Consider the following 24,735-nt stretch of genomic DNA (forward strand, 5'->3'; position numbering starts at 1 on the left):
CAGGTCACGGCGCGGCGCCCGCCTCGGCGAGGGCGTCGTCGACGAGCGCGCGCAGCGTCGAGGCGTCCACGGGACCGATGACCCGTGCGGCGAGCCGGCCGTCGGCGTCGACCACCAGGGTGCTCGGCACCGCGCTCGGCGGCAGCGACGGCCCGAAGGCCAGCAGTGCATCACTGGACGTGTCGGTGGTCAGGCTCGGGTAGGCGATGCCGTAGCTGGCCTCGAACGCCCGGGCCGCGGCGTCGTTGTCGCGCACGTTGATCCCCACGAACCGCACGTCCTGCGCCGCGGTGTCGCCCGAGACCCGCGCCAGCGCGGGAGCCTCGGTCCGGCACGGCGCGCACCACGAGCCCCACACGTTGTAGACGACGACGCGGCCGGCGACGTCGGCGCTGTCGAAGGCCGTGCCGTCGAGCAGGGTGCCGGTGAAGCGCTCGACCCGGACCCGGTCGCCGGCCGGGACCTGCTCGACGACGCGGTCGGTGGCGGTGGGCGAGCCGCCGGCGTTCGCCGAGCACCCGGCGGTCAGGACCGCCAGGACGGCGATCGCCGCCGTGCGTACGACGGCGCGGCGGCGTCCGGGCGGTGTCCTCACGCAGAGCTCCTGTCCTCCGCCCGCGGGGAGGCGGCGGGGTCGGCGGCGTCCGGGGGCATCTCCGGCGAGCCTTAGTACTATTCTACATAGTAGGAATGTGAAGGATCGGCCGGGTCGCATCACTATCCGTCGTAGTAGGTTGACCGGGTCGAGGGTGGACCGGACGGAGAGCGGGGCGGCGGGTGCGAGAGGCGGACCGGCCGGCGCCGAGCGCCCGGGAGCGCGCCGCATGACGGGCCGGCACCGGGCCGCCCCGTCCTCCCGCGTCCGCCGGGCCTCTGCCGGGCACCGCCGACGACGTCCCCGCCGCGGGCGGTGGGCCGGCGTGGTGGCGCTCGGTGCGTTGACCGCCGCGGCGGCAGGGGTCGGCGCGGGCGTCCTCGCCCCCGACGGCGTGGACCCCGTGGCCGACCGGACCCCGACCCGCGCGGAGCCGTCGGCCCCGCCGACCCCGGTGGTCGCGCAGGCGACACCGCTCACGACCGCTCCCCCGGCGCCGTCCGATCCGCCTCCTCCGGCGGCGGCTGTCGTCGAGATCCCCGAGCGCGGCCCCGGGACGTTCCGGGTCGCCGGCGGCCGGTCCGACGTGGGTGGCGACGGCGCTCTGCTGACCTACACCGTCGAGGTGGAGCGCGGCCTGCCGCTGCGGGTGCGCGAGATCGCCGCGACCGTGGACGCCACCCTCGCCGACCCGCGCGGCTGGACGAGCGCCGAGGATCGGTCGGTGCAGCGGGTCGAGCGGGACGGCGACCTGCGCATCCTGGTCGCGACCCCGGACACCACGGACCAGCTGTGCGCGCCCCTGGACACCGGCGGCCGGCTCTCGTGCCGCAACGGCGAGCGCGTCGTCCTGAACGCCTGGCGCTGGGTCCACGGTGCCGACGCCTACGCCGGAATCGCCCAGTACCGGCGCTATCTGGTCAACCACGAGGTCGGGCACGCCCTCGGCAACGGCCACGCCGACTGCGACGGGCCCGGCGCGTTGGCTCCGGTGATGATGCAGCAGACCAAGGGCCTGCAGGGCTGCCGGCGCAACCCCTGGCCGGCCCCGGGCCCGGGCCGCTAGGGCCCGACGTACTCCCAGTGCCAGGGCTCCGGGCGCGAGCCGCCGGCCCGGGCCCAGGACGGGTTCACCCACCCCGCGGCAGGAGCGTTCTCCGTCATCCACCGGTACTCGGCCGTCCCGAACGACTCCACTCCGCCGCACAGGTCGATGGCCACGCCCCACCCGTGGTTGCTGGTCCCCGGGCGGGCGGCGAGCCCCGGCTTGACGGCGTACAGGGAGCGCTGCGTGGCGAGATCGCGGTAGCCGCCGGTCACGCACGGCTCCTCCCCGAACCGGGCCGTGTAGGCGAGGTCGAGCCGCGCCCAGGCGGCCGCCGCGTCGCCGCGCAGGTGGAAGCCATCCGGCAGCTCACACAGGCTCTCCTCCGGCACGGTCCCGTTGCCGCCCAGGGTCGCCTGCGGCGCCGTTCGGCAGCCCTCGAGCCAGGCCGGCTCGCGGCGTACTGTCCCGGACGTGGCGCGCGGCGCACTCCGGCTCAGCACGTCGTCGAGGCCGCGCGTCTCGCGGAGTCGCTCCCGCTCGGCCCCCGTGGGCAGCGGCACCGGCTCGCGCCGGCGATCGGCGATGGCCGCCGCCCCGGAGCCGTCCGGCGACTCGACGGCGGCACTGCCCAGCGCCACCGCCGCGGTCGTGGCGATCGCGGCGGCCACGGCCCCGGCCACCCGGCCCCGTCGCGGGGAGGTCGCGCGGCGACGCGGCGCCCGATGGCTGCTCGGGGCGCGGTGACGCGGCTGAGCACCCACCGACGATCGATCTCCTTGGCACCTGTCCCGGAACGTGACTGCCTACTATAGGAAGTAGTAAATCGGCCGACGAACCGGCCCACCGCTGCTCGATGCTGCCGCGCCGGTACGGCACCGTGGATCCACCGAGCCACCTTGCGGCGGCGGTTCCCTCCAGTGAGCGTGCTACGCCCGAGCGACAGGACCTCCTGACCGGGCGGATGGGGCCGACCGCCTGGCGAGCACTGGGTGCGCATGGGTCGCGAAGGGGTCGCCGAACTCGGTGGGTACGACGCCGCGAGGGTCGCGGTCGGACAATGCCATGCCGAGAATGCGCTCCCGTTCCTGCGGGCTTCGGGTCAAGTGCTCGACAGCATCCGCGACCACGACTGCGGGACGCACCGCGGCCGGGGCGTCGGGCTCATCGCGCGCAGCGGCGAAGCAGGGCCTCGGCCGGCCCACGCCGTCCTGATCCGGCGAGCATGGCGGCACCGACCACCGTCGCGAGCCACGTGAGCAGGGCCAGCGCCGCCGCCTGCGTCGTACCGAGGACGGCGCCCAGGCCAAGAGTGTGCGCAGGGAGCAGGGCCCCGAACACGACGGTCTGCGCGAGATAGGCGCTCAGCGAACGCTCGCCGGTGGCGCGCAGGGCACGAGCGATGCGACCGTCTCGCCATCGCCGAGCGAGCAGGGTGATCGCCGCGAGGTAGCCGAGGCCGGCGAGGACGCCGGTGAGGATGTGGAGCCAGGACAGCGCCCCGACGACGAGGGACGATGGCTTCCACAGTTGGATGGTCACGACCGCCATGGGGATGCCGCCCAGGACTCCGGCCGAGATGCCGACGAAGGCGGTGACCCGCAGCAGGATCAGGTACTCACACGGACGTTCGAGCACTCGTCGGTGTGCTGCCCACATTCCCACGAGCACCGCACTCACGACGGACAGCAGGCCGAACGGGGTCATCAGCCACTCCAGCAGACGCCACCCCAGGGCCGCGCCGGGATCCTCGATCGCGAAGGACCACAGGAAGCTGCGTTGGTCCGTCACCGTCGGGTCCGCGTAGACGGCGCCCTGTACGGCGGAGGCGACGAGCAGCCACGCCGCGGCGAGCCAGAGCAGTGCGCTCCCCCGCAGACGGGTCCGGGACGCCAGGACCACGCCGATCAGTCCGTACCAACCCAGCACGTCCCCGGAGAAGGCCAGGGCCGCGTGGACCGCGCCGAAACCGATGAGCCACCAGGACCGCCGACGCAGAGCCGACGCCGCGCCGCGTTCGTCGCCTGCGGAACGGACGCGGTCCGCGATCCGCACCATCCCGTAGCCGAACAGCGCGGCGAACAGCGGATAGGCACGGGAGTCGACCCAGGTCACCAGCAGCGCCGTGACGCCGAGGTCGAGGGGGTTCTCCTCGACGATGTGTTGGCGCGGGCCGTAGGCACGGGCGTGCAAGTAGATCATCACGTTGGCGAGCGCGATCAGCGCCAGCGCGAGGCCCCGCGCAAGATCGGGCGCGGCCGCGCGAGCAGCGACCGCCCCATCGACGAGCGGGAGGCAGTGGGTCGGCGAAGCCATGATCTCCACGCTAGGGACGCAACCCGGCCGACAGATCCCCCGATCGACGGATGGCGCGCCCGTCGAGCCCGCCTGCGTGTGACAATCGGGGCGTGTCGACGATCTGGGACAGGCTGATGTCCCTCCGTCGGTCGGATCGCATGTGGATCGCGCTTCCCTACGGGGTGTTGGCCGGGACCGTCGTCCTGACGGCTGCGACCGCCCGGCCCGCACCCGCGGTGGTGCTCCAGATCGTCGCGGTCTCGGTGGCAGTGGCGGCCTGGCACGCGTGGTGGGTCGTCCTCCACCCTCAGTGGCTGGAGGCGCGCCTGCTGCCGATGGCCCTCTACTTCGTCGGACTGCTTGCGCTCACCGATCACCTGACCGAGCTCAGCTTCACCTTCTTCGCGCTGCAGCTCGTGTGCTACCCGATGGCCTTCGTGGCGTTGCCCGGCGTCGCCGCGTACGCCGGCGTCGCGGCGACCACGGCCGTCTCGATCCTCGGATCGGCGCCGAGGACCTGGACGCTCGAGCAGGTGAGCCTCGCCGCGGCGACGGCGGCCCTCGTCGGGGTTGCGGGCGGGGCGATCCGCGCGCTCGAGGCAGAGACGGCCGGACGGCACGCCGCGCTGGCTGCGCTCGCGGCCGCACACGCCGACCTCCAACGTGCGCTCGACGAGAATCTCGGCTTGCAGGAGCGGCTCCTCGCCGAGGCGCGGGCCGCCGGCGTCGCCGGGGAGCGCACCCGGCTGGCGGGCGAGATCCACGACACCCTCGCTGCGGGACTCGCCGGGATCCTGACGCAGCTGGAGGCACTCGATGCCCAACTGGGGCCGGAGCACGAGCTGCACCGGCGCGTCCGGACCAGCACCGCACTGGCGCGCGAGTGCCTGCGGGACGCGCGCAGATCCGTGCACGCTCTCCGCCCCAGTGCCCTCGACAGAGGAACGCTTCCTGCCGCGCTGGCCGAGGTGGCGGCGCAGGCGGAACGGACCCACCAGCTGCCGGTCCGCCTCCACGTCGTCGGCGAACAGGTCGCCGTGTCCGACGCTGCGGAAGACGTCCTCGTCCGCGCCGCGCAGGAGGCTCTCACCAACGTGGGACGCCATGCCCGCGCGTCGGCCGCCCACCTCACGCTGTCGTACCTGGTCGACGCGTTGGCCCTCGACGTCTCCGACGACGGGGTGGGACTCTCCGCCGACCTCGCGACGGCGGAAGGACACGGCCTCCGGTTCATGAGAGAACGGGTCGACGGGGTCGCCGGTCGCCTGGAGCTGCGGTCCTCCGGCAGCACCGGCACCACGGTGACCGTGACGGTGCCGGCGCAGGTGGCCCGCCGATGACCGAGCCGATCCGGGTACTCCTCGTGGACGACCACCCCGTCGTCCGGGACGGCCTGCGCGGTCAACTCACCGCCCACGACGACATCACCGTGGTCGGCGAGGCGGGCAGCGCGGAAGAGGCGCTGGCCCTGCTGGACAGTCGCTCCGTCGACCTCGTGCTCACCGACCTGCGGATGCCGGGAATCGGCGGCATCGAGCTGATCCACGCCGTCCGTCGGTCCTGGCCTGACACCATGCTCCTCGTCCTCACCACCTACGACACGGACGACGACATCCGCGACGCGCTGGCTGCCGGCGCCCGCGGCTACCTCCTCAAGGACGCCACCCGCGAAGCGGTCATCGCCGCCATCCGCAGCGCGAGCCGCGGCGAAGCGGCCTACTCTCCCGAGGTGGTTCACCGGCTATCCAGCCCGCCGCCACGCCCCCTCCTCACCGCCCGGGAGCTCGAGGTCCTGCAGCTGGTGGCCGAAGGACGAACCAACCATCAGATCGGCGTCCAGCTCTTCATCGGCGAAGCGACGGTGAAGACCCACCTGCAGCACATCATGGGCAAACTCGACGCCCCGGACCGGGCAGCCGCGGTCGCGGTCGCCTACCGCCACCGGCTGCTCTGAGCCGGCTACCCTCCGACAGGACAGGTGGCCCCAGCGACACTGGACCATGAGTGGTTCTTGAGCCGAAGAAGGCCCACCTCCCTTGGGGAAGTGGGCCTTTCGACCTGTTGGCGCAGGTCATGCGGTGGACCGAGCTGCGCGCCTGTAGGGATTCGAACCCCAAACCTTCTGATCCGTAGTCAGATGCTCTATCCGTTGAGCTACAGGCGCCCGTCACCGAAGCGACCGCATGAGAATAGCCGAGAGGGCCTGCAGATGCCGAATCACCGCCACCGCCGACGGTCGGGACGGTGTGGAACCATGACGCCATGACCGCCTACGAGCCCGAGGACCGGGCCCTCTTCGAGGAGGAGGCGATCGGTCTCTACGAGCAGGTGCTGGCCGAGGGCGGGCTGGCGGCCGACGACCCGCGCCTGGTCGAGGGCGCGCCGCTGCGGCGGGCGTTCGACCTGCTGGTCGAGCTGGGCCTGCTGCAGCTGGACGCGTCGCGGAAGACGTGGCGACCGCTGGAGCCGAGCAACGCGCAGTCGCGGGTCGTGACGCCGCTGGGCAACGAGGGGGCGCGGCTGCTCGAGGAGTCCGCGCGCTGGGCGAGTGCCTTCTCGCATCTCGCGCAGAGCTGGCGGCGGTCGCCGGCGGCGAGTGAGTCGGGGCCGTTCCTCTACCTGCACGGCGAGGCGATCAATCCCTATCTGACGACCCTGGTCAGCGAGGCCCAGGAGGAGCTGCTGACGGCACAGCCGCAGGCCACCCGGAGCGCCAAGACGGTGGCGGAGGCGGCGGTGCGCGACGTGGCCGCGCTCAAGCGAGGGCTGACGATGCGCACTCTGTACCAGCACAGCGCGCGGCGGCACCCGGCGACGCACAAGTACGTCGCGACCGTGACCGAGCAGGGTGCGGAGGTCCGCACGCTCGACGAGTTCTTCAACCGGATGATCGTGGTCGACCGCCGGGTCGCGCTGATCCCGGCCGCCGACAGCCTGGCGACCGCGGTCGTCGTACGGGAGCCGGCGATCGTGGCGTACCTCGTCGACGTCTTCGAACGCGCCTTCGCGCGGGGCCGCCCGTTCGCGAGCGCGGGACACAGCGTGACCAAGGAGATCGCGTCCGAGCAGCGGTCGATGACCATCCGGATGCTGATCGAGGGCCATGCCGACGCGGTGAGCGCGAAGCGGCTCGGGGTGAGCCCTCGGACGTACGCCGGGTACGTGGCCGAGCTCAAGGAGGAGTACGACGCCGAGACGCGCTTCCAGCTCGGCTACACCATGGGGACCCTGGGCATAGCCGGTCAGGACGACGACGTCACGTCGTCCTGACCGGACAGGATCCGAGCGCCTCCGTCAGCGGTGCGCGCCGGGGAAGACCCGCCAACCCCAGCCCGTGTCGGCCTCGGCCGCCGTGGGAAGGGAGACGATGCCGGCCGCGGTGATCAGTGCTGCCAGCGTGAAAGCGGTCTTGCGAGCGAGCTTCTTCATTGAGCATTCCCCTCACTGGTGGGCGGCCGGGTGCCGTCCCTCCGGGTACCCGAGCCGCTGGCGCCTACCCCCTGACGACGCTTTCAAACATCCTTCCCCAAAGCGGCCCAATAAGCGAGGCCCCCGGTCGAGTGACGACCGGGGGCCTCGTTCGCGGCGGAGGCGGAGGGATTTGAACCCTCGATGGGGTTGTAGCCCCAAACCCGCTTAGCAGGCGGGCGCCATAGACCAGACTAGGCGACGCCTCCTCCACCGCACCGGTCATAGACCGGACAGCGTGGGCAAGGCTACAAGGAGCGCCGGGGAGCGGACCAATCGGGCCCCGTCCACGGCCCCGGGAGCGGGCCGGTCAGCGGGCGGCGCGCCGCAGATGCTCCCGTACGTCGCGCGCGAAGTCGTCCTTGTCCGCGGCGACGAGCTGCATCGGGATGGTCGTACTGCGTCCGTCACGCAGCCGCAGCACGAGGCAGTCGATCCCGGACGGTGCGGCCGCGACGGCGTCCTCGACCTCGGCCCAGCGCGCGTCGGTCGCCCCGGCGGCGCGGATCATCCGGACCTGGTAGCCGGCGTCGGTGAGCCGGACGACGACCAGCCGCGAGCGGAGCCACCAGCCGAGCCCGATCAGGCCGAGCAGGCCCACTCCCAGCACGAGGACCAGGAGATCGGCGTTGAGGTCGGCCGCCACCACGACGGCCGTGACCACGAGCAGCACCAGGGCGAGCAGCACCAGGTAGGCCCCGACGAAGCGCGCCATGACCGGCGGCGCGAGACGGTAGTCGGTGACCCCGGACGGCTGTGTGCTGCTCATGACCGGCATTGTTCAACGCCGGGCGAGGACGGGGCAAAGCCGCGACGACCGGGACCACTAGACTCGCGGGGTCCGGGGCGACGCGTGCGTCGTACGGGCGTGGAGGGGTGCCGGAGTGGCCGATCGGAACCGCCTTGAAAGCGGTCGTAGGGAGACCTACCGCGGGTTCGAATCCCGCCCCCTCTGCTGAGGCGCAGCGGAGCAAGCCTCTGCCGAGGGGGCGTCGGCCGGGCGTGGCGGCTGCTGAGGCGCAGCGGAGCAAGCCTCTGCCGAGGGGGCGTCGGCCGGGCGTGGCGGCTGCTGAGGCGCAGGCATCTACCCGGGTGTTGTGACACCTACCCGGGCGCTATTGCAGCGAAATTCGTGCTGTAACCCTTAGTTACAAGGGGCGCCGCGTCACAGGAGGGGGGCGAACCGTCCCGGCTCGGGGCGGACGGCGGCCGCCTGCTCCGCGGAGCGACTGCGGCGGCCCCGGTTGCCGGTGAGGGCGAGGTCGAGACGGATGAGCAGCCAGCCGAGGACCAGGCCCACGACCAGGCCGTAGACGACCGACAGGGTCGCCTCCTGGACCGAGACGGCGGGATTGGCGAGGGCGGTCGCGGTGGAGGAGGTGGCGGCCACGCCGAAGGCGCAGACCCACCAGCCCTGGCGGCGGCGGGCCCGCATGTGGCAGCCGTAGGCGAGGGCGGGTACGCCGAGGACACTCGCGATCGGGCGTGGGAAGGCGCCCAGCGTGTCCCGGCTCCACGACACCCAGTCCAGCAGCTGGTCGACCAGACCGGTGGAGCCGTAGCGGCGCAGCAGCTCGGCGTACAGCAGGGTCGCGGCGAGCACGATCGCGCCGATCGCCACGATGATCAGGCCACGGCGACCCAGGCCGTGGAAGCCCGCGCCGAGCCGGTGGACGAGCACGATCGCGACCACGAACGCGAGCCCGAGCCCGACGTACTCGAACCGCTCCTTCTGGATGGCCGGCTCGAAGCCCACGGTGGCCATCGCGCCGACGCCGGCGACCAGCATGCCGACCACGCACTCGCGAGCGGCCGTGGCGATGCCGGCGGCCGGCACCGTGATCATCACGCCGAGGACGGCGGCGACCGCCGAGGTGCCGATGGCGGCGCCGGTGAGCAGGAGGTCGTTGTCGCTGGCCACCGCGACCAGGGCACAGGCGAGGGCGAGCGGCGCGAAGACCAGCGGGCGGCCGCCGGTCCGGGCCGCCAGGCCCCAGGTGAAGGCGGTCGCGACGCCGACCGCGCCCGCGGTCCCGAGCCACGTGGGCCCGACCGGGAGCATCGCGCAGACCAGGGCGCCGGCGGCGGCGAGCACCAACAGGAACCAGATCGTCAGTGGCGCCCGCGAGGCCCCGAACTCACCGATGCGCTGCTCGAGCGGGATACGGGAGGGGGTGCGGGACACGGAGGAGCAGCCTATCCGGTGCGCGGCTGCTTCAGCGCAGCCGGCGGTTGAGCAGGGAGGGATTGACGCGGCGGGCCTCCTCCAGCACCGTGCGCTCGATCACGGTGCGCAGGACCTCCGGCTGCTCGGGCGAGCCCGGGCCGGCCTCGGCCAGCACCTCGCCGAAGGGGTCGAGCACCAGCGAGTGGCCGCAATAGCGGGGAGCCGGCTGGCCGACCGCGGCGACGTACACCGTGTTCTCGATGGCGCGGGCACTCAGCAGCGTGCGCCAGTGGTGCACCTTGCGCGGGCCCGCGACCCAGGCGGCGGGCACCACGATCAGCTCGGCGCCGCGGTCGACGAGTGCCCGCGCGAGCTCGGGGAACCGGAGGTCGTAGCAGGTCATCAGCCCGACCTGCCAGCCGCGCACGTCGACGACGACCGGCTCGAGCGGGCCGGCGGTGAGGCGGTCGGACTCGCGGTAGCCGAAGGAGTCGTACAGATGCACCTTCCGGTACGACGCCGCGGCGGCGCCGTCCAGGAGCAGGGTGTTGTAGGGCCGCTCGGGGTCGGGGCCGCACTCGAACATGCCGGCCACGACCGTGGTGTCCGCGTCCGCCGCGGCCGCCGCGAGGGCGGCGCCGAAGGGCCCGTCGACCGGCTCGGCGTACGGCGCGACGTCGGAGCCGGCCTCCCCGAAGTCGCGGGCGAAGGCCTCCGGGAAGACGACGAGGTCGGTGTCCTGGCCGTGCTCGGCGCTGAGCCGGGTCAGGGCGTCCCGGTTGACCGCGGGGTCGAGCGCCGACGCGGCCTGCACCAGGGAGAGACGGAGCTGCCGGGAGGTGGGACTGGTCACGGTGCCAGCGTAGGCGTGCGTTTGGGAGGATCCAGGGGTGGTGATCGAGCAGGGACTGTCCGGATACGCCGCGATCGTGCTGGCCGGCGGCCAGGGCTCCCGTCTCGGCGGCGTCGACAAGGCGTCCATCGAGGTCGACGGCCGCCCGCTGCTGGAGCACGCCCTCGACGCCGTCATCGACGCGAGCGAGGTGGTCGTGGTGGGGCACCCGGTGCCGACCGAGCGGCCGGTGACCTTCGTCCGGGAGGAGCCGCGGTTCGGCGGTCCGGCGGCGGGGCTGCTGACCGGGCGCGACCTGCTGCTGCGCAGCTTCCCGACGATCGCGGTGCTCGCGGTCGACATGCCGCGCCTCCACTCCGGCACCTTCCGCCGGCTGCACGAGGCGGCGGTGGGCCACGAGGGCGCGGTGCTCGCGGACGCCGACGGCCGCCGCCAGCTGGCCTTCGTCGTGGAGACCGCCCGCCTGGACGCCGTCCGCCCCGACCACGAGGGCCAGCACGGCCTGTCGGTCCGGGCGCTGCTGGCGCCGCTCGACCTCGTCGCCGTGGCGCCGGTCGGCGACGAGGCGCGGGACATCGACACCTGGAGCGACCTGCGCGACATCGCCTCCGCCGGACCATCTCTGGACTGACCCCGGACTGTCCGAACCCCTTGTCACCGGACGGGCCCCCGTATCACTCTGGTCGGGTGAACCTCCATGACTGGATCGACGAGCTGTGCGACGTCCTGGACATCGAGGCCGAGGCCGACGAGGGCCTGCTGGTCGACCTCGCCGGGATCACCCACGAGAACGTCCACCCCGCTGCCGGATTCGTGACCTCCTTCCTGCTCGGCTTCGCCGCCGGAGAGCAGGGCGCCGACCCCGACGCCGTCGAGCGGCTCGCCGCGAGGGCGCAGGCCCTCGCCGAGTCGTGGGACCGGCCGGCGGGCGCTCCCGCGGCGGAGGACGAGGACGTCGACTTCGAGGAGCTGGCGGACGCCGACTACGCCGACGAGGACTCCCTGGTCTGAGTGGCTGCCGAGCAGTGACCCCCGGCTGACAGACTGCCTGCATGCGCGCTGTCACCCAGGCCGCCCCGGGCGGGCCCGAGACCCTCGTCGTCACCGAGCTGCCCGACCCCGTGCCGGGTCCGGGCGAGGTGCTGCTCGACGTGGCCGCGACCGCGGTCAACCGGGCGGACCTGCTGCAGCGGCAGGGCTTCTACCCACCGCCGCCGGGCGCCTCGGATGTGATCGGCCTGGAGTGCAGCGGCACGGTCGCCGCGCTCGGCGAGGGGGTCACCGCGTGGACCGTGGGCGACCAGGTGTGCGCGCTGCTGGCCGGCGGCGGCTACGCGAGCCGCGTCGTCGTACCGGAGGGGCAGCTGATGCCCGTCCCCGACGGCATCGACCTGGTGAGCGCGGCCGCCCTGCCCGAGGTCGCCTGCACGGTGTGGTCGAACGTCTTCATGGTCGCGGGGCTGCGGCCCGGCGACGTCTTCCTCGTCCACGGCGGCGGTGGCGGGATCGGCACGTTCGCGATCCAGCTGGCCGCGGCCTCCGGGGCCCGGGTGTTCACGACCGCGGGCAGCGAGGAGAAGCTCGCCCGGTGCCGCGAGCTCGGTGCCGAGGGGGCGATCAACTACCGCGACGAGGACTTCGTCGCCGTGGTCCGGCAGGCGACGGACGGCACCGGGGCGGACGTCGTGCTCGACAACATGGGAGCCAAGTACCTCGACCGCAACATCGACGCGCTCGCCGACGAGGGCCGGCTCGTCATCATCGGCATGCAGGGCGGGGCGAAGGCCGAGCTGAACATCGGCAAGCTGCTCTCGAAGCGGGGCGCCGTCATCGCGACGGCGCTCCGCACCCGCCCCGTCGAGGCGAAGGCGCGGATCTGCGCGTCGGTCGTCGAGCACGTGTGGCCGCACGTCGCCGACGGCTCGATCCGCCCCGTCGTCTCGGCCGTGCTCCCCCTCGACGAGGTCGCCGAGGCGCACCGGATGATCGAGTCGGGCGACGCCGTCGGCAAGGTCCTGCTCACCCCCTGATCAGGCGGGCCGGCTGTCGTCCAGGCACAGGATGTTGTCCTCGCTGTCCTTGAACCAGGCGGCGTGACCCATGCCCGCCATAGCGGCCACGTCGCCGTCCCAGGTCACCCCGGGCAGGTCGTAGTGCTCGAAGCTCAGCCCGGACGCCCGGAGCTCCTCGACCACCGGGCGGACGTCGGGCACGTGCAGCTGGGCGATGGTGTGCCCGGCCTTGCCCGCCTCCTGCGTCTCGTAGAGGAAGAAGTCCGTCCCGCCCGTGCGGTAGACCAGCCCGCCCGGGTTCTCGTCGACCGGCTCCAGCCCGAGGGTGTCGGAGTAGAAGCGTCGGGCGCGGGTCAGGTCGGCGGCCGGGATGTTCGCGGTGACGGTGCAGCCCTCCAGCAGCATCGGACGGCCCTCCTCACGCGCTCTGGAAGCGCGGATGGTGGAGGTCGTGGAAGGTGGCTCCGCGCAGGGCGTACTCCAGCTCCCGGCGTACGTCGGCGGGCGGCTCGACCCGTTCGCCCTCCCGCGCCGCCTCCTCCGAGGTGAAGGCGACCGTCTCGACGAAGGAGCCGTCGGGCTCGATCGCCAGGGTCCCGCCGACGATCTCCGGGCGTGCCTCGTGCAGCGCGGTGGTGTCCGCCAGCATCGCCTTGAGGCGACCGGGGTCGTCGACCCGGCCCGTGATGATCTGCACGAAGCCGGCTTCGTCGGAGCCGCCGTCGAGGAACAGGGTGACGTCGTCGCAGTCGTGGAACACGGGCGGGCCGTCCATCAGCTCACCGAACCGCTCGGCCCACGCACTCTGCTCGGGACGGTCCGAGTTGGCCATCGCGGCGTCGCGTGAGGCGAAGCGGACGACCGCGACCAGTTGGTCGTCGTCGGTGAAGCCATAGGTGCCGCCCAGCCAGCCGGCCGCGCCGGGCGCCAGGTCGCGGCGCCACTCGTCGAGCAGTGCGTGGGCCTCGTCCTGCCGGGTGCAGGGGCCCTGGATCATCTGGATGAACATGTGCTGCCTCCTCGGTCATCGATCCGTCGCGGATGTCGTCGTGCTGTTGTCGTGCTGTCGTCGTGCTGTCCACGGGACCGGTCGAGGCAGGTCACACCGGGCCCCGGCCGGGCCCCGCTCGCAACCTACGCCCGCCCGGCGCCGGCGCCATCACCCAAACGGGGGGATCGTCGCGCCGGATGGGCGCGGGCGTGCCGGTAGGTTGGGGGCATGAGCGAGAACGCCTCCGGGAGCGAAGAGCAGATCGTCGTCATCGGACCCGACGGCCAGCCGATCGGCACCGTCCCCGCGTCCGCCGTCGAGCAGGCCGAGGCCTCCGGCGACGACCGCGACGACGACGGCGAGCGCGCGCTGACCGACCTGGTCGAGCAGCCGGCCAAGGTGATGCGGATCGGCAGCATGATCCGCCAGCTCCTCGAGGAGGTGAAGGCCGCCCCACTCGACGAGGCGAGCCGGAGCCGTCTCGCCGACATCCACCGCTCCTCGATCGCCGAGCTCGAGCAGGGCCTGGCGCCCGAGCTGGTGGAGGAGCTGGAGCGGCTCTCGCTGCCGTTCTCCGAGAACGCCACCCCCTCGGAGTCGGAGCTGCGGATCGCCCAGGCGCAGCTGGTCGGCTGGCTCGAGGGCCTCTTCCACGGCATCCAGACCGCGATCTACGCCCAGCAGATGGCCGCGCGGGCGCAGTTCGAGCAGATCCGTCGCGCCCTGCCGCCCGGCATGAGCCTCGGCGGCCCGGGCGGTCCCGGCGGCGCACCGGGCGCCCACCCGCAGGAGCAGAGTGCACCGGACCAGCAGGGCGGCGACCCGTCGTCGTCCTCCGGCGGGATGTACCTCTGAGCCGACGACCTAGGGACGGCGGCGGCCCAGGCGGGAGACCAGCAGCAGGCCGAGGAGGCCGATCAGGCTGATCGCCCCGCCCGATGCGAGCACCCGCCCGATCTGCGGCGGGTCGCCCAGCGGCTCGTCGGGCTGGTGGAAGGTCACCGGGACCGGCTGCGGCTCCGGCGCGGGCGGCGGCTCGACGGAGGCGAGATAGGCCTTGAGCGTCGCCGCGATCTTCGGCGTCAGGCCACCGGGCAGCAGCACCGTGCCGCCGCACGCGTCGGCCACGATCCCCTCGGCGGTGTCACGGGTGAAGAAGAGGTACGCCGACCCCTGCGCCACGCCGGGCTGCGCGCCGACCGGCCAGTCGACGATGACCGTCGCCGGCTGGTCCTTGGCGACGTCGCCGCGCCAGGTCCGCTGCACGGCGACGACATAGGAGACCCGACCCGAGCCGGCCGTCGGCGTGGCGACGTCGACCCGGCCGACGAAGACGTCGTTCGAGGCGGCCGCGCGCTGATCGACGGCGACCTCGTCGGTGAGGTCGACCGGAGGGCACTCGGCGGGCAGTCCGCCCACCGCGCCCACGACCCGTGCGGCGCCGGCCGCTCCCGGGAAGCCCGCAGCGACACCCGGCAGGGCGACCAGGAGCACGGTCGCCGCGAGCAGGGCAGCACGGCGCAGACGGGGGGTCACCCCTCCATCCCACCAGATCCGGGGACGGGGAACCAGCGGCCGATCTCGACGGCCGCGCCGTCCTCGTCGACGGAGTCGGTCACCGCATCGGCGACCGCCTTCACCTCGTCGACGGCCTGGCCCATGGCCACGCCGCGGCCCGCCCACTGCAGCATCTCGATGTCGTTGCGGCCGTCGCCGATCGCGAGCACGTCGCCCCGGTCGATGCCGAGCTGTTGGGCGACGTACTCGAGGCCGGACGCCTTGGAGACCCCGACCGGCGCCAGGTCGAGCCAGGCGGTCCAGCCGACGATGTAGTCGGTGCCGTGCAGACCGAGATTGGCCGCGAGCGCGACGAAGTCCTCGGCCGTGGCCTTCGGGTCGCGGATGATCACACGGCTGACCGGCTCGGCGACCATGTCCTCGACGGCGGCCACGATCGTCGTACCGCCGAGCTCGCCCTCGGGGAAGGCACCCGAGACCCGGTAGCCGACCCCGCGCTCCTCGACCGCGACGAGGGCCTCCGGGTGCTGGGCGAGGACGGCGGCGACCGCCGGGCGGGCGTCGAAGGTGACCTCGTGGACCACCTCGGCGGGCGGGTAGCGCAGCACGACCGCGCCGTTGGCGGCGACGATCCACAGCTTCTCGCCGTGGCCGTGGAGGTCGAGCTTGTCGGCGACGACCGTCATGTTGTGGGGGGCGCGCCCCGACGAGAGCACGATGTGCCCGCCCGAGTCGAGGACCCGCTGGACCGCGTCGTGCACCGCCGGCGTGACCTCCTCGTGGCTCATCCCGAGGCCCGCCACCCACTTGAGCAGGGTGCCGTCGATGTCGAGCGCGACGAGGCGGGGCTGCCAGCCGGGCTGACCCGGATCGGTCATCGGGTCACCGGCTCGAGCACCTCGAGGCCGCCGAGATAGGGCCGCAGCGCCGCCGGGACCCGGACCGACCCGTCGGCCTGCTGGTGGGTCTCGAGGACGGCGACGATCGCGCGGGTGATCGCGGTCAGCGTGCCGTTGAGCGTGGCGATCGGACCCGTCCTCTCGCCGAACCGGCCACGGGTGTCGAGGCGCCGGGTCTGGAAGTCGGTGCAGTTGGACGTCGAGGTCAGCTCGCGGTACTTGCCCTGGGTCGGGATCCACGCCTCGCAGTCGAACTTGCGGATCGCGCTGCCGCCCAGGTCACCCGCGGCGATGTCGACGACGCGGTAGGCCAGCTCGAGCTTGTCGAGGAACTCCTTCTCCCACGCGAGCAGCCGCTGATGCTCGGCCGCGGCGTCCTCGAGCGTGGCGTAGACGAACATCTCGACCTTGTCGAACCAGTGGACCCGGATGATCCCCTTGGTGTCCTTGCCGTGCGAGCCGGCCTCCTTGCGGAAGCAGGGGCTGAAGCTCGCGTAGCGGCGGGGCAGGCTGTCGGCGTCGAGGATCTCCTGGGAGTGGTACGCCGCCATCGGCACCTCCGAGGTGCCGACGAGGTAGAGGTCCTCGCCCTCGATCCGGTAGATGTCCTCGCCGCCGCCCTGGTCGAGGTAGCCGGTGCCCTCCATCGCCTCGGTGCGGACCAGCGACGGTGCGATCACCTGGGTGAAGCCCGCGCCGCGTGCCTGCTCCATCGCCAGGTTGACCAGCGCCAGCTCGAGCTGGGCGCCGACGCCGGTGAGGAAGTAGAACCGGCTCCCGCTGACCTTCGCGCCGCGCTCGAGGTCGATCGCGCCCAGCATCCGGCCGAGCTCGATGTGGTCGCGGGGCTCGAAGCCCTCGGCGGCGAAGTCACGCGGCGTACCGATCTCCTCGAGGACCACGAAGTCGTCCTCGCCGCCCGCGGGGGTCTCGTCGGAGACCACGTTGGGGATCGCCTTGAGCGCCGTCGTCCAGGCCTCGTCGGCCGCGGTCTGCGCCGCCTCGAGGTCCTTGACCTCGGCCGCGAGCTGCTTGACCTGGGCCAGCAGCGCCTGCTTCTCGTCGCCACTCGCCTGCGCGACCTGCTTGCCGAAGGTCTTCTGCGCCGAGCGCTTCTCCTCGAAGGCGGCGATGGCGGCACGGCGGGCGGTGTCGGCGGCGAGTGCGCGGTCGACCACGTCGGGAGAGCCCCCGCGCTTGGCCTGCGAGGCGCGGATGCGGTCGGGCTCGTCGCGGAGGAGGCGGGGGTCGATCATGCGGCTCAGGCTAGCCGTCGGGGCCTATGTGCCGTGCATCGGTTTCGTCGGCGATGCGGCGGCGGAACAACCGGTCGACCGGTTGTTCTGTCACTTGTCGGGCGTTGCAACGCCCGACAAGTGACAGAAACGCGCGACAAGTGCAGGAATCGCCGGTCGACCGGCGATTCCTGCACCCTCAGTACAACGCGATGGGAGCAGGAGCAGGGAAGAGCAGGTCCAGCTCGGCCAGATCCTCGGCGGTGGGGATCCAGGCGTCGGCGGACGCATTGGCCGCGACCTGCTCGGTCGAGGTGGCGCCCGCGATGACCGACGCGACGGGCGACTGGGCGAGCAGCCAGCCGATGGCGACCGTGACCTCCGAGATCCCCCGGGCGGCGGCGAACGCCGAGTACGCGCGGAGGGTCGGCGACACCGCGTCCTCCAGCAGGTGCTTGCGGGTGCGGGCCAACCGGGTGCCCTCGGGCGCGCTGCCGGAGGCGTACTTCCCGGTGAGCAGCCCGTTGGCCAGCGGGAAGTAGGGCAGGACGCCGATCCCGAACGCACGGGCGGCGGGCAGCACCTCGAGCTCCGCACGCCGGTCGGTGAGGTTGTAGTGGTTCTGGGCGGACACGAAGCGCTCGATGCCGAGCTCGCGCGCGACGTACTCCGCCTGGGCGATCTGCCAGCCGGCCCGGTTCGAGTGCCCGAGGTAGCGCACCTTGCCCTCGCGGACCAGGTCGTCGAGGGCGGCCATCGTCTCCTCGATCGGGGTACGCGGGTCGGGGGTGTGGAACTGGTAGAGGTCGATCCAGTCCGTGCCGAGGCGCCGCAGCGAGGCCTCGACGGCGGTGCGGATGTAGCGGCGGGAGCCGCGAGCACCGAAGTCCGGCCCGTTGACCCCGCCCATGTCCATGCCGAACTTCGTGGCGACGATCACCTCGGAGCGGCGGGCGCCCAGCGCCCGGCCGAGCCGCTCCTCGGCGAGACCCGGCGTGGCGCCGTACGTGTCGGCGACGTCGAACAGGGTGATCCCGGCGTCGAGCGAGGCGCCCACCACGCGATCGCTCCCCTCCTGCGACTCGGTGGCGGCGCCCGGGCGGCCGAGGTTGTTGCAACCGAGGCCGACGCGGGAGACGACGAGACCCGAGCGGCCCAGGGTCGCGGCGGACGGTGTCGTGGAGGACGGTGTCGTGGAGGAGGGCGCGGTCATGGCTCGACGTTATCCTCCGGGAGTGCTCGACCGACCCCGCCGGACCCCGCTGCTGGCCTCGCTGATCCTGCTCGCGCTGTTCGCGGCGGTGGCCGGTGCCGTCGCCGCCGAGTGGTCGTGGGTGCTGGACCTCGACGACCGCGGCCAGACGGCGCGCGAGTGGGCCGCCGACCAGGGCTGGCTCGCGCACCCGCTCCGGGCCGTCGAGATCGTCTTCGGCACCGCCTGCATGACGGCCATCACCGCGGTGCTCGCGGTGGCACTGTTCGTCAAGGGCCACCGTCGGGCCGGGATCCTGGTCGCCGCGGTGATGGCGGCTACCGCCCTCGCGACGTACGGCGCCAAGGTGCTGGTCGGCCGCGGCCGGCCGGTCTGGCAGGACCCGGAGTACTTCCTGCACTCCAACGCCTTCCCCTCCGGGCACACGTCCGCGGCCGCGGCGTTCAGCGGGCTGGTGGTCCTGCTCGCCGTGATGCTGGTCCGACGGGCGGGGATCCGGCGGCTGCTCTCGACCCTCGCCGTCCTGGTCTGGCTGCTCGTCTGCGCCGACCGGATCCTGCTCGGGCGCCACTTCCCCAGCGACGTCGTCGGCGGCACCCTGCTCGGCCTCGGTCTCCTGCTGCTCGGGGTGGCGCTCTACAACCCGCTCCCCCGCAGCCATGCGCTCAAGGCCGAGCCCCTGCCCCAGCCGTTCCCCTCCGCCCGCCGGCTGGCCGTCGTCCTGAACCCGATCAAGGTCGAGTCGGTCGAGCAGTTCCAGGCCATGGTGACCCAGCTGGCCCGGGACTCCGGCTGGAGCGAGCCGCGCTGGTACCTCACGACCGTCGAGGACTCCGGCACCGGGCAGGCCGAGCAGGCCTCGGTCGAGGGCGCCGACCTGGTCATCGTCTGCGGCGGCGACGGCACCGTGCGCGAGGTGTGCGCCGAACTCGCCGGCACCGGGATCCCCGTGGGCGTGGTGCCTGCCGGCACCGGCAACCTGCTGGCTCGCAACCTCGAGATCCCGCTGTTCATCCGGGCCGCGATCGACATCGCGCTCACCGGCCAGGACCGGGCCATCGACATGGTCGAGGTCGAGGGCGACGGCATCGAGCCCTCGCACTTCATGGTGATGGCCGGCATGGGCTTCGACGCCGCGATCATGGAGGGCGTCAACGAGGACCTGAAGAAGAAGGTCGGCTGGCTCGCCTACGTGCTGTCCGCCTTCAAGGGCCTGATGTTCCCGGCGATGAAGCTGGAGATCTCGGTCGACGACGGCCCCTTCACCAAGCACCGCGCCCGCACCTGCGTGATCGGCAACGTCGGCAGCCTCCAGGGCGGGATGAACCTGCTGCCCGACGCCGCCATCGACGACGGCCAGCTCGACGTCGTCCTGCTCTATCCCCGGCGCTTCTTGAGCTGGATCCCGCTGGTGCTGCGCGTGCTCACCCGGCGCGAGCACAACGCCGGCGAGTCGGTCGCCCGGATGACCGGCCGCAAGGTCGTCGTACGCGCGGCGGGCGAGGTGCCGCGCCAGCTCGACGGCGACACCATCGGCCTGGGCTCGGAGCTGCGGATGGAGTGCATCCACGGCCGAGTGCTGGTGCGGGTGCCGCGGACGGTGTGAGCGAACGGTTCAACGACCGGATTCGTCGCCCGATCGAGCCATCGAGGACGAATTCGGTCGTTGAACCGTCCACCGGGCCGACACGTCAGCTGCGGGCGAGGCGCGCGTGGGCGACCGCCTCGGCCTCCTCGGGCGAGAGCTCCTGCTCGCTGCTCCACCCGGCGACCGACTTGGCATAGGTCCGGGCCTCGTTGCGGCCCCGGATCGAGGTGAGGACGACGCCGTCGCCGGTGTCGTCGAGCAGCGCCAGCGACCAGGACAGCCGCCCGCCCATCTCGTCGAAGGCGTCATAGCGGACGACGGCGAGGTGCCGCAGCGCGCCGACGGCCTCGGCCCGCAGCGCGGCGACCTCGCGGCGCAGCCCGGCGGCGTCGGCAGGGAGGTCGTCGGCGCCCGTCGTACCGCTCGACCGTCCGTTGCGGAGCGCCACCACCAGGGCTGCGGCGGCCACGAGCAGGGCGAGGAGGGCGAGGACGACGGCCATGGGAGCGACCGTAGTCGGCGAGACGGCATGCCGAGCGGCCACGCGCCGCCACTACGCTGGCGCCATGGCCCGCATCGCGTACCAGGGAGAACCCGGCGCCAACTCGCACATCGTGTGCAAGCAGCACTACCCGGAGGCGGAGGCGGTGGCCTGCGCCTCCTTCGAGGACGTCTTCGCGGCCGTGGCCAGCGGCGACTGCGACCTCGCGCTCATCCCGATCGACAACTCGATCGCCGGCCGGGTGGCCGACATCCACCACTTCCTGCCCGACTCGGGTCTGCACATCATCGCCGAGCACTTCCTGCGCATCCAGTTCCACCTGATGGTGGTCCCCGGCGCGTCGGTCGACACCCTGCGTACGGTGCACAGCCACGTCCACGCCCTCGGGCAGTGCCGCAAGGTGATCCGCGAGCTCGGGCTGACGCCGATCATCTCCGGCGACACCGCCGGCGCCGCCCGCGAGATCGCCGAGGCCGCCGACCCGACCCAGGCCGCGATCGCGCCGCCGCTCGCCGCCGAGATCTACGGCCTCGAGATCCTCCGCGAGGACGTCGAGGACGAGGACCACAACACGACCCGCTTCGTGCTGCTCTCCCCCGACTACGTGATGGCCCCGCAGGGCAACGGCCCGGTGGTCACCAGCTTCGTCTTCAACGTCCGCAACCTGCCCTCCGCGCTGTACAAGGCGCTGGGCGGGTTCGCCACCAACGGCATCAACATGACCAAGCTGGAGAGCTACATGGTCGGCGGCCACTTCGCCGCCACCCAGTTCCTCGCCGAGGTCGACGGACACCCTGACGACCCGGGCCTCAAGCGGGCCCTGGAGGAGCTCACCTTCTTCACCACCGACATCAAGGTGCTCGGGGTCTACCCGGCCGACCCGTTCCGCGGCTGAGCCCTCCGGTACGACGGCCGGGCGGCCGGCGTACCCCGGGGTAACGCACCCGCCCCGGACACGTTGTGACAGTTGTCTCCCGCGCCGGCCCGGTGCGCACTAGGGTCGGCGATGACAATCCGGGGAGAGCGGGCGAGCCGGGCGGGCCTTCGTCCGGACAGCGAAAGGGTCAGCATGGCAACGTTCTTCGAGCACTTCTCACCCCAGGAGATCGCGCGGATCAGCGCGACGGGGCGCCGCGTGAAGCTCCCCGAGGGCTGGTCGCCGATCTGGGAGGACACTCCCGCCGACAAGGCGTACATCATCCTCGACGGCACCGTCTCGGTGCGTCGTGACGGCGCCGAGATCGCCCAGCTCGGCCCCGGCGACATCGTCGGCGAGGCCGCGATCGTCGGACAGCGACTGCGCAACGCCACCGTCGTGGCCCTCACCCCGCTGGACACCATCCACCTGACCGACGACACCCTGCGCGAGCTCGACGCCGAGTGGCCGGCGTTCCACGAGGCGCTGGTCGAGGTCGCCCAGTCGCGCATCGGCGACCAGGGCTGATCCTGCCTCTCCGGGCGCTCCGGCCGTGACCGCATCCGACGACCCCGCCGCCCCGCCGGACGGCGGGGTCGTCGGCGGGGTCGTCGGCGGGGTCGTCGGCGCGCTCGAGGAGCACCTGCTCGGCGAGACGCCCTGGCTCACCCAGCGACAGGTGGCCGAGCGGGCCGGCGTACCGCTCGCGACCGCCAACGAGCTGTGGCACCTGCTGGGCTTCGCCCACGTGCCCGACGACGAGGCGGCGTTCACCACCGCGGACGTCCGGGCGCTGCAGCTGACCAGCGACCTGATCCGGCTCGGGATCCTCAGCCAGGAGCGACAGGACGGGCTGGTCCGGACCTGGGGCCGCAGCTTCGCCCGGCTCGCCGACTGGCAGGTCGCCCTGCTCGCCTCCGTGGCGGCCGAGGTCGGCGCCGACCCGACCGAGGGCCTGCTCGCGATCTCCGACGAGGCCCTGCCGCGAGTCCAGGAGCTGCAGAGCTACGTCTGGCGGCGCCACCTGCTCAGCGCCGGCTCCCGGCTGCTGGCCGAGCGGTCCGCCGGCCCGTCCGCCACCCGGGCGGTCTGCTTCGTCGACATCGTGGGCTACACCTCGCGCTCGCGCACCCTCACCGACCGCGAGCTGGTGAGCTGGCTGGAGTCCTTCGAGTCCACGGTGCTCGGCCTCACCGTCGACCGTGGCGGCCGGATCATCAAGAACATCGGCGACGAGCTGCTCATCGTCGCCGACTCCGCCGAGGCGATGGCCGACATCGCCCTCGAGCTCACCCGCCGGGGCGCCGATCCCGCGGACCCCTTCCCCGCCGTCCGCGCCGGCATCGCGTACGGCGAGGTGGTGACCCGCCTCGGCGATGTGTTCGGTCCCGTCGTCAACATCGCCGCGCGACTCACCTCCGTGGCCCGACCGAACTCCGTGCTCGTCGACCTCGGCACCTACGCGGCGCTCACCGGCCGCCCCGACGACGAGGGCGACGACGCCGACGAGCACACCGGCGCGTACCGGTTCCGCCGGCTGCGCCGCATCTCGGTCAAGGGCTACTCCCGGCTCAAGGTCTGGGTGCTCCAGGCCACGACGCCGCACTGATCCTCGACCCCGTCCGGTTTCCGGCGGCGGGTACATGGGAAGGTCGTGGACGGCGCGCCATGGGGCGTGTCTGATCCGTTGAGACAGGAGTTCCGCTTCATGCGCATGTCCCGAGCATTCGCCGTCGTCGTGACCGCGGTGCTGATCGCGGTCGCCGGCCTCGCCGGCGCGACCGGTCCGGCATCGGCCAAGGCCACCAAGACCACCGAGATCCGGTTCGAGTCGCCTGCGGCGACCGGCACCGGCTACGGCGACTACTACAGCATCTACGCCTACGTCTACGAGGCGGGCACCAGCACCAAGGTGTACGCCGGCGGCCTGACGCTGAACTCGCGCCCGATCGGTGGCACCACCTGGACTCCGCTGGCCAGCAACACCAGCGCCTACGTCATCGAGGGCTTCCAGCTGTCGGAGTCGTTCGAGTACCAGGCCGTCTACGCCGGCGGCACCAGCGGTAGCAACACCTACACGCCGGCGACGTCCCCGGTGTTCACCGTCAACGTGCAGCGCGGCATCAAGTACATCGAGAAGAGCCCGAAGAAGGTCTGCGCCGAGGTCGGCCCGCTCTCCGCGCCGTACAAGAACAAGCCCGTGACGACCTCCTACAAGGTCGCCAAGAAGAAGGGCTGGCAGAAGGGCTACACCTTCCGCACCAACAAGAAGTCGCAGCACTGCTACAAGGTCACCAAGACCAAGGCCCCGAAGGGCGTGAAGGTCCCCAAGGGTCCCAAGCTCAAGGCCTCGAAGACCGTCTTCGTGAAGTCCGGCGGCATGAAGAAGTACGTCGACATCCAGCACTACACGTACTGATCGACGCCTGCTCCACCGACGAGGGGCGGGACCGGCACGACGCCGGTCCCGCCCCTCGCGCGTCGTCAGCGGATGGTGACCTGGCGGTTCGCCAGCCCGTTGCGGGCCGAGCGCTGCTCGGTGGTGAGGTCGGCGCCGTCCGCGAGGGCGTCGTCGAGCTTCGCCTTGAACACCGTCGCGGCCGCCTCCAGCGGCTCGGCGCCGGTGCCGACCGGCAGGTCCCAGACGGGGGTGAGGAGGCCGTGGGCGCGGAACATGCCGACGAAGCGGGCGTCCGGGACGATCACGTCGTCACCGGAGACGTGCAGCCGGGCCAGCGCGTCGAGCAGCGCGTCTTCGGGCTCCGGCATCACCCAGCGCAGGTGCTCCTTGGCACCCATCCGGGTCCAGTACGCCGCCGCCACCTCACCCAGCCGGGCCGTGGGCGCCGCGGCCCCCTCCGCCTGCTCCAGCGCCTGCGCGAGCTCCGAGCTGGCCTCCATGTCGGAGACCCAGTAGTCGAACCCCTCGTGCACCTCGACCGCGAGCGGCGCGTCGGCGACCAGGTCCTGCAGCCGCGGGCCCGGGCCCGGCGGCGCGGTCAGGCCGACCATGCCGGCGCCGGGCTCGGCGGCCAGCGCCTCGACCAGCACCGCACCGAGGTCGCGGGCGGGGTCGCCGAAGTTGTGCTGGACCTGGAGGCCGAGCCAGACCTCGCCGCTGTCGCGGACGAGGGCGGGCGCCGCCATCGGCAGCAGCGTGCAGAGCTTGACCACGCGGTCGGCGTACTCGCCCTGGAGGGTGAGGGTCGCGGTCGCGGCGGGCACCAGCTCGCGCAGCGCGACGATGTCGCACTCGGACGCGAGGCCCTCGAAGGGGCGCTTGACGAAGACCTGGCCGCCGCCGGGGGCGCCGTGACAGGCCTTGTAGCGCTTGCCCGAGCCGCACGGGCAGGGTTGCCTGGGGCCGACCTCGCCCGCGGGGGTGTCCGTGACGGCCGAGGCCTTGGTGCGGTTCTTCTTCGCCATGCGCGGAAA

28 protein-coding genes and 3 tRNA genes are annotated in these 24,735 nt (G+C 72.7%); 14 read left to right on the forward strand and 17 right to left on the reverse strand.

The window, feature by feature from the left end; genetic code table 11:
- Positions 1-4: 4 nt before the first annotated feature.
- On the reverse strand, positions 5-595 hold the full coding sequence (locus tag QJ852_25020) for a TlpA disulfide reductase family protein (GenBank protein ID WGX96396.1): 591 nt from the start codon (positions 593-595) through the stop codon (positions 5-7).
- A gap of 325 nt (positions 596-920) precedes the next feature.
- On the opposite strand from QJ852_25020, the gene QJ852_25025 reads away from it, so the two are divergent.
- On the forward strand, positions 921-1,661 hold the full coding sequence (locus QJ852_25025; GenBank protein ID WGX96397.1) for a DUF3152 domain-containing protein: 741 nt from the start codon (positions 921-923) through the stop codon (positions 1,659-1,661).
- On the opposite strand, the gene QJ852_25030 is transcribed toward QJ852_25025, so the two are convergent.
- The gene (locus QJ852_25030) at positions 1,658-2,323 is read right to left on the reverse strand and encodes a M15 family metallopeptidase (protein WGX96398.1); all 666 of its coding nucleotides are present in this window, start codon (positions 2,321-2,323) and stop codon (positions 1,658-1,660) included. The two genes, QJ852_25025 and QJ852_25030, sit on opposite strands and share 4 nt — an antisense overlap.
- Positions 2,324-2,804: 481 nt before the next feature.
- A complete protein-coding gene (locus tag QJ852_25035) occupies positions 2,805-3,956 on the reverse strand; it encodes a DUF418 domain-containing protein (protein ID WGX96399.1) in 1,152 nt (383 codons plus the stop codon).
- A 140-nt stretch (positions 3,957-4,096) separates the two neighbouring features.
- Between QJ852_25035 and QJ852_25040 the strand changes: the two genes are divergently transcribed.
- The gene (locus QJ852_25040; GenBank protein ID WGX96400.1) at positions 4,097-5,278 is read left to right on the forward strand and encodes a histidine kinase; all 1,182 of its coding nucleotides are present in this window, start codon (positions 4,097-4,099) and stop codon (positions 5,276-5,278) included.
- Entirely contained in the window at positions 5,275-5,892 is a 618-nt protein-coding gene (locus QJ852_25045) for a response regulator transcription factor (protein WGX96401.1), read from the forward strand. The genes QJ852_25040 and QJ852_25045 overlap by 4 nt, the downstream gene beginning before the upstream one ends.
- A gap of 137 nt (positions 5,893-6,029) precedes the next feature.
- Here QJ852_25045 and QJ852_25050 read toward each other — a convergent pair.
- Positions 6,030-6,102: transfer RNA gene (locus tag QJ852_25050), tRNA-Arg, on the reverse strand.
- A gap of 98 nt (positions 6,103-6,200) precedes the next feature.
- Between QJ852_25050 and QJ852_25055 the strand changes: the two genes are divergently transcribed.
- Positions 6,201-7,208 carry a LuxR family transcriptional regulator gene (locus tag QJ852_25055; GenBank protein WGX96402.1) on the forward strand — a complete coding sequence of 336 codons (1,008 nt, stop codon included), beginning with the start codon at positions 6,201-6,203 and terminating at the stop codon, positions 7,206-7,208.
- Positions 7,209-7,232: 24 nt separating this feature from the next.
- Here QJ852_25055 and QJ852_25060 read toward each other — a convergent pair whose 3' ends face one another.
- The 3 genes from QJ852_25060 to QJ852_25070 all read right to left on the reverse strand — a co-directional run bounded on the left by QJ852_25060 (position 7,233) and on the right by QJ852_25070 (position 8,175).
- On the reverse strand, positions 7,233-7,367 hold the full coding sequence (locus QJ852_25060) for a hypothetical protein (GenBank protein WGX96403.1): 135 nt from the start codon (positions 7,365-7,367) through the stop codon (positions 7,233-7,235).
- 157 nt (positions 7,368-7,524) lie between these two features.
- Positions 7,525-7,615, reverse strand: a tRNA-Ser gene (locus QJ852_25065).
- Positions 7,616-7,716: 101 nt separating this feature from the next.
- A complete protein-coding gene (locus tag QJ852_25070; protein WGX96404.1) occupies positions 7,717-8,175 on the reverse strand; it encodes a hypothetical protein in 459 nt (152 codons plus the stop codon).
- Positions 8,176-8,276: 101 nt separating this feature from the next.
- On the opposite strand from QJ852_25070, the gene QJ852_25075 reads away from it, so the two are divergent.
- Positions 8,277-8,361: transfer RNA gene (locus tag QJ852_25075), tRNA-Ser, on the forward strand.
- Positions 8,362-8,571: 210 nt separating this feature from the next.
- Here QJ852_25075 and QJ852_25080 read toward each other — a convergent pair.
- Together QJ852_25080 and QJ852_25085 are read right to left on the reverse strand one after the other, a co-directional pair.
- Positions 8,572-9,591, reverse strand: a complete 1,020-nt coding sequence (locus QJ852_25080) for a hypothetical protein (GenBank protein WGX96405.1) — start codon at positions 9,589-9,591, stop codon at positions 8,572-8,574.
- Between the two features lie 31 nt (positions 9,592-9,622).
- On the reverse strand, positions 9,623-10,426 hold the full coding sequence (locus QJ852_25085; GenBank protein WGX96406.1) for a carbon-nitrogen hydrolase family protein: 804 nt from the start codon (positions 10,424-10,426) through the stop codon (positions 9,623-9,625).
- A 37-nt stretch (positions 10,427-10,463) separates the two neighbouring features.
- Between QJ852_25085 and QJ852_25090 the strand changes: the two genes are divergently transcribed.
- Genes QJ852_25090 through QJ852_25100 form a run of 3 tightly spaced genes read left to right on the forward strand, consistent with a single transcriptional unit; the run spans position 10,464 to position 12,456 of the window.
- Positions 10,464-11,057, forward strand: a complete 594-nt coding sequence (locus QJ852_25090) for a molybdenum cofactor guanylyltransferase (GenBank protein WGX96407.1) — start codon at positions 10,464-10,466, stop codon at positions 11,055-11,057.
- Between the two features lie 56 nt (positions 11,058-11,113).
- The gene (locus tag QJ852_25095) at positions 11,114-11,437 is read left to right on the forward strand and encodes a DUF6457 domain-containing protein (GenBank protein WGX96408.1); all 324 of its coding nucleotides are present in this window, start codon (positions 11,114-11,116) and stop codon (positions 11,435-11,437) included.
- A gap of 41 nt (positions 11,438-11,478) precedes the next feature.
- Positions 11,479-12,456 (forward strand): NAD(P)H-quinone oxidoreductase, encoded by a 978-nt coding sequence (locus QJ852_25100; protein WGX96409.1) that lies wholly within the window; start codon positions 11,479-11,481, stop codon positions 12,454-12,456.
- On the opposite strand, the gene QJ852_25105 is transcribed toward QJ852_25100, so the two are convergent.
- Both QJ852_25105 and QJ852_25110 read right to left on the reverse strand, forming a co-directional pair.
- Positions 12,457-12,843: a VOC family protein gene (locus QJ852_25105; protein ID WGX96410.1), complete on the reverse strand. Its 387-nt coding sequence runs from the start codon at positions 12,841-12,843 to the stop codon at positions 12,457-12,459.
- Between the two features lie 13 nt (positions 12,844-12,856).
- Entirely contained in the window at positions 12,857-13,447 is a 591-nt protein-coding gene (locus QJ852_25110) for a hypothetical protein (protein ID WGX96411.1), read from the reverse strand.
- Positions 13,448-13,657: 210 nt separating this feature from the next.
- On the opposite strand from QJ852_25110, the gene QJ852_25115 reads away from it, so the two are divergent.
- Positions 13,658-14,284: a bacterial proteasome activator family protein gene (locus QJ852_25115; GenBank protein ID WGX96412.1), complete on the forward strand. Its 627-nt coding sequence runs from the start codon at positions 13,658-13,660 to the stop codon at positions 14,282-14,284.
- A 9-nt stretch (positions 14,285-14,293) separates the two neighbouring features.
- On the opposite strand, the gene QJ852_25120 is transcribed toward QJ852_25115, so the two are convergent.
- From QJ852_25120 to QJ852_25135, 4 genes are all read right to left on the reverse strand, one after another.
- Positions 14,294-14,965: a hypothetical protein gene (locus QJ852_25120; GenBank protein ID WGX96413.1), complete on the reverse strand. Its 672-nt coding sequence runs from the start codon at positions 14,963-14,965 to the stop codon at positions 14,294-14,296.
- Positions 14,962-15,825, reverse strand: coding sequence for an HAD family hydrolase (locus QJ852_25125; protein ID WGX96414.1), 864 nt, complete (start codon positions 15,823-15,825; stop codon positions 14,962-14,964). The genes QJ852_25120 and QJ852_25125 overlap by 4 nt, the downstream gene beginning before the upstream one ends.
- A complete protein-coding gene (serS, locus tag QJ852_25130; GenBank protein WGX96415.1) occupies positions 15,822-17,102 on the reverse strand; it encodes a serine--tRNA ligase in 1,281 nt (426 codons plus the stop codon). Before serS ends, QJ852_25125 begins: the two co-directional genes overlap by 4 nt.
- Before the next feature lie 178 nt (positions 17,103-17,280).
- Positions 17,281-18,294: an aldo/keto reductase gene (locus QJ852_25135; protein ID WGX96416.1), complete on the reverse strand. Its 1,014-nt coding sequence runs from the start codon at positions 18,292-18,294 to the stop codon at positions 17,281-17,283.
- A 22-nt stretch (positions 18,295-18,316) separates the two neighbouring features.
- Here QJ852_25135 and QJ852_25140 point away from each other — a divergent pair, with 22 nt between their 5' ends.
- Positions 18,317-19,900: a diacylglycerol kinase family protein gene (locus QJ852_25140; GenBank protein ID WGX96417.1), complete on the forward strand. Its 1,584-nt coding sequence runs from the start codon at positions 18,317-18,319 to the stop codon at positions 19,898-19,900.
- Positions 19,901-19,985: 85 nt separating this feature from the next.
- Here QJ852_25140 and QJ852_25145 read toward each other — a convergent pair whose 3' ends face one another.
- Positions 19,986-20,384, reverse strand: coding sequence for a DUF4446 family protein (locus QJ852_25145; protein WGX96418.1), 399 nt, complete (start codon positions 20,382-20,384; stop codon positions 19,986-19,988).
- A 64-nt stretch (positions 20,385-20,448) separates the two neighbouring features.
- On the opposite strand from QJ852_25145, the gene QJ852_25150 reads away from it, so the two are divergent.
- The 4 genes from QJ852_25150 to QJ852_25165 all read left to right on the forward strand — a co-directional run bounded on the left by QJ852_25150 (position 20,449) and on the right by QJ852_25165 (position 23,719).
- A complete protein-coding gene (locus QJ852_25150) occupies positions 20,449-21,279 on the forward strand; it encodes a prephenate dehydratase (protein WGX96419.1) in 831 nt (276 codons plus the stop codon).
- 174 nt (positions 21,280-21,453) lie between these two features.
- A complete protein-coding gene (locus QJ852_25155; protein WGX96420.1) occupies positions 21,454-21,828 on the forward strand; it encodes a cyclic nucleotide-binding domain-containing protein in 375 nt (124 codons plus the stop codon).
- A gap of 25 nt (positions 21,829-21,853) precedes the next feature.
- Entirely contained in the window at positions 21,854-22,909 is a 1,056-nt protein-coding gene (locus QJ852_25160; protein WGX96421.1) for an adenylate/guanylate cyclase domain-containing protein, read from the forward strand.
- Between the two features lie 105 nt (positions 22,910-23,014).
- Complete coding sequence (locus tag QJ852_25165; protein ID WGX96422.1) at positions 23,015-23,719, forward strand: hypothetical protein; 705 nt, start codon at positions 23,015-23,017, stop codon at positions 23,717-23,719.
- Between the two features lie 65 nt (positions 23,720-23,784).
- Here the strand turns inward: QJ852_25165 and QJ852_25170 are convergent, their stop codons facing one another.
- Positions 23,785-24,726 carry a DUF5926 family protein gene (locus tag QJ852_25170; GenBank protein WGX96423.1) on the reverse strand — a complete coding sequence of 314 codons (942 nt, stop codon included), beginning with the start codon at positions 24,724-24,726 and terminating at the stop codon, positions 23,785-23,787.
- Positions 24,727-24,735: the final 9 nt, after the last annotated feature.

The organism is Nocardioides sp. L-11A (assembly GCA_029961745.1).
Taxonomy (GTDB): Bacteria; Actinomycetota; Actinomycetes; order Propionibacteriales; family Nocardioidaceae; genus Nocardioides.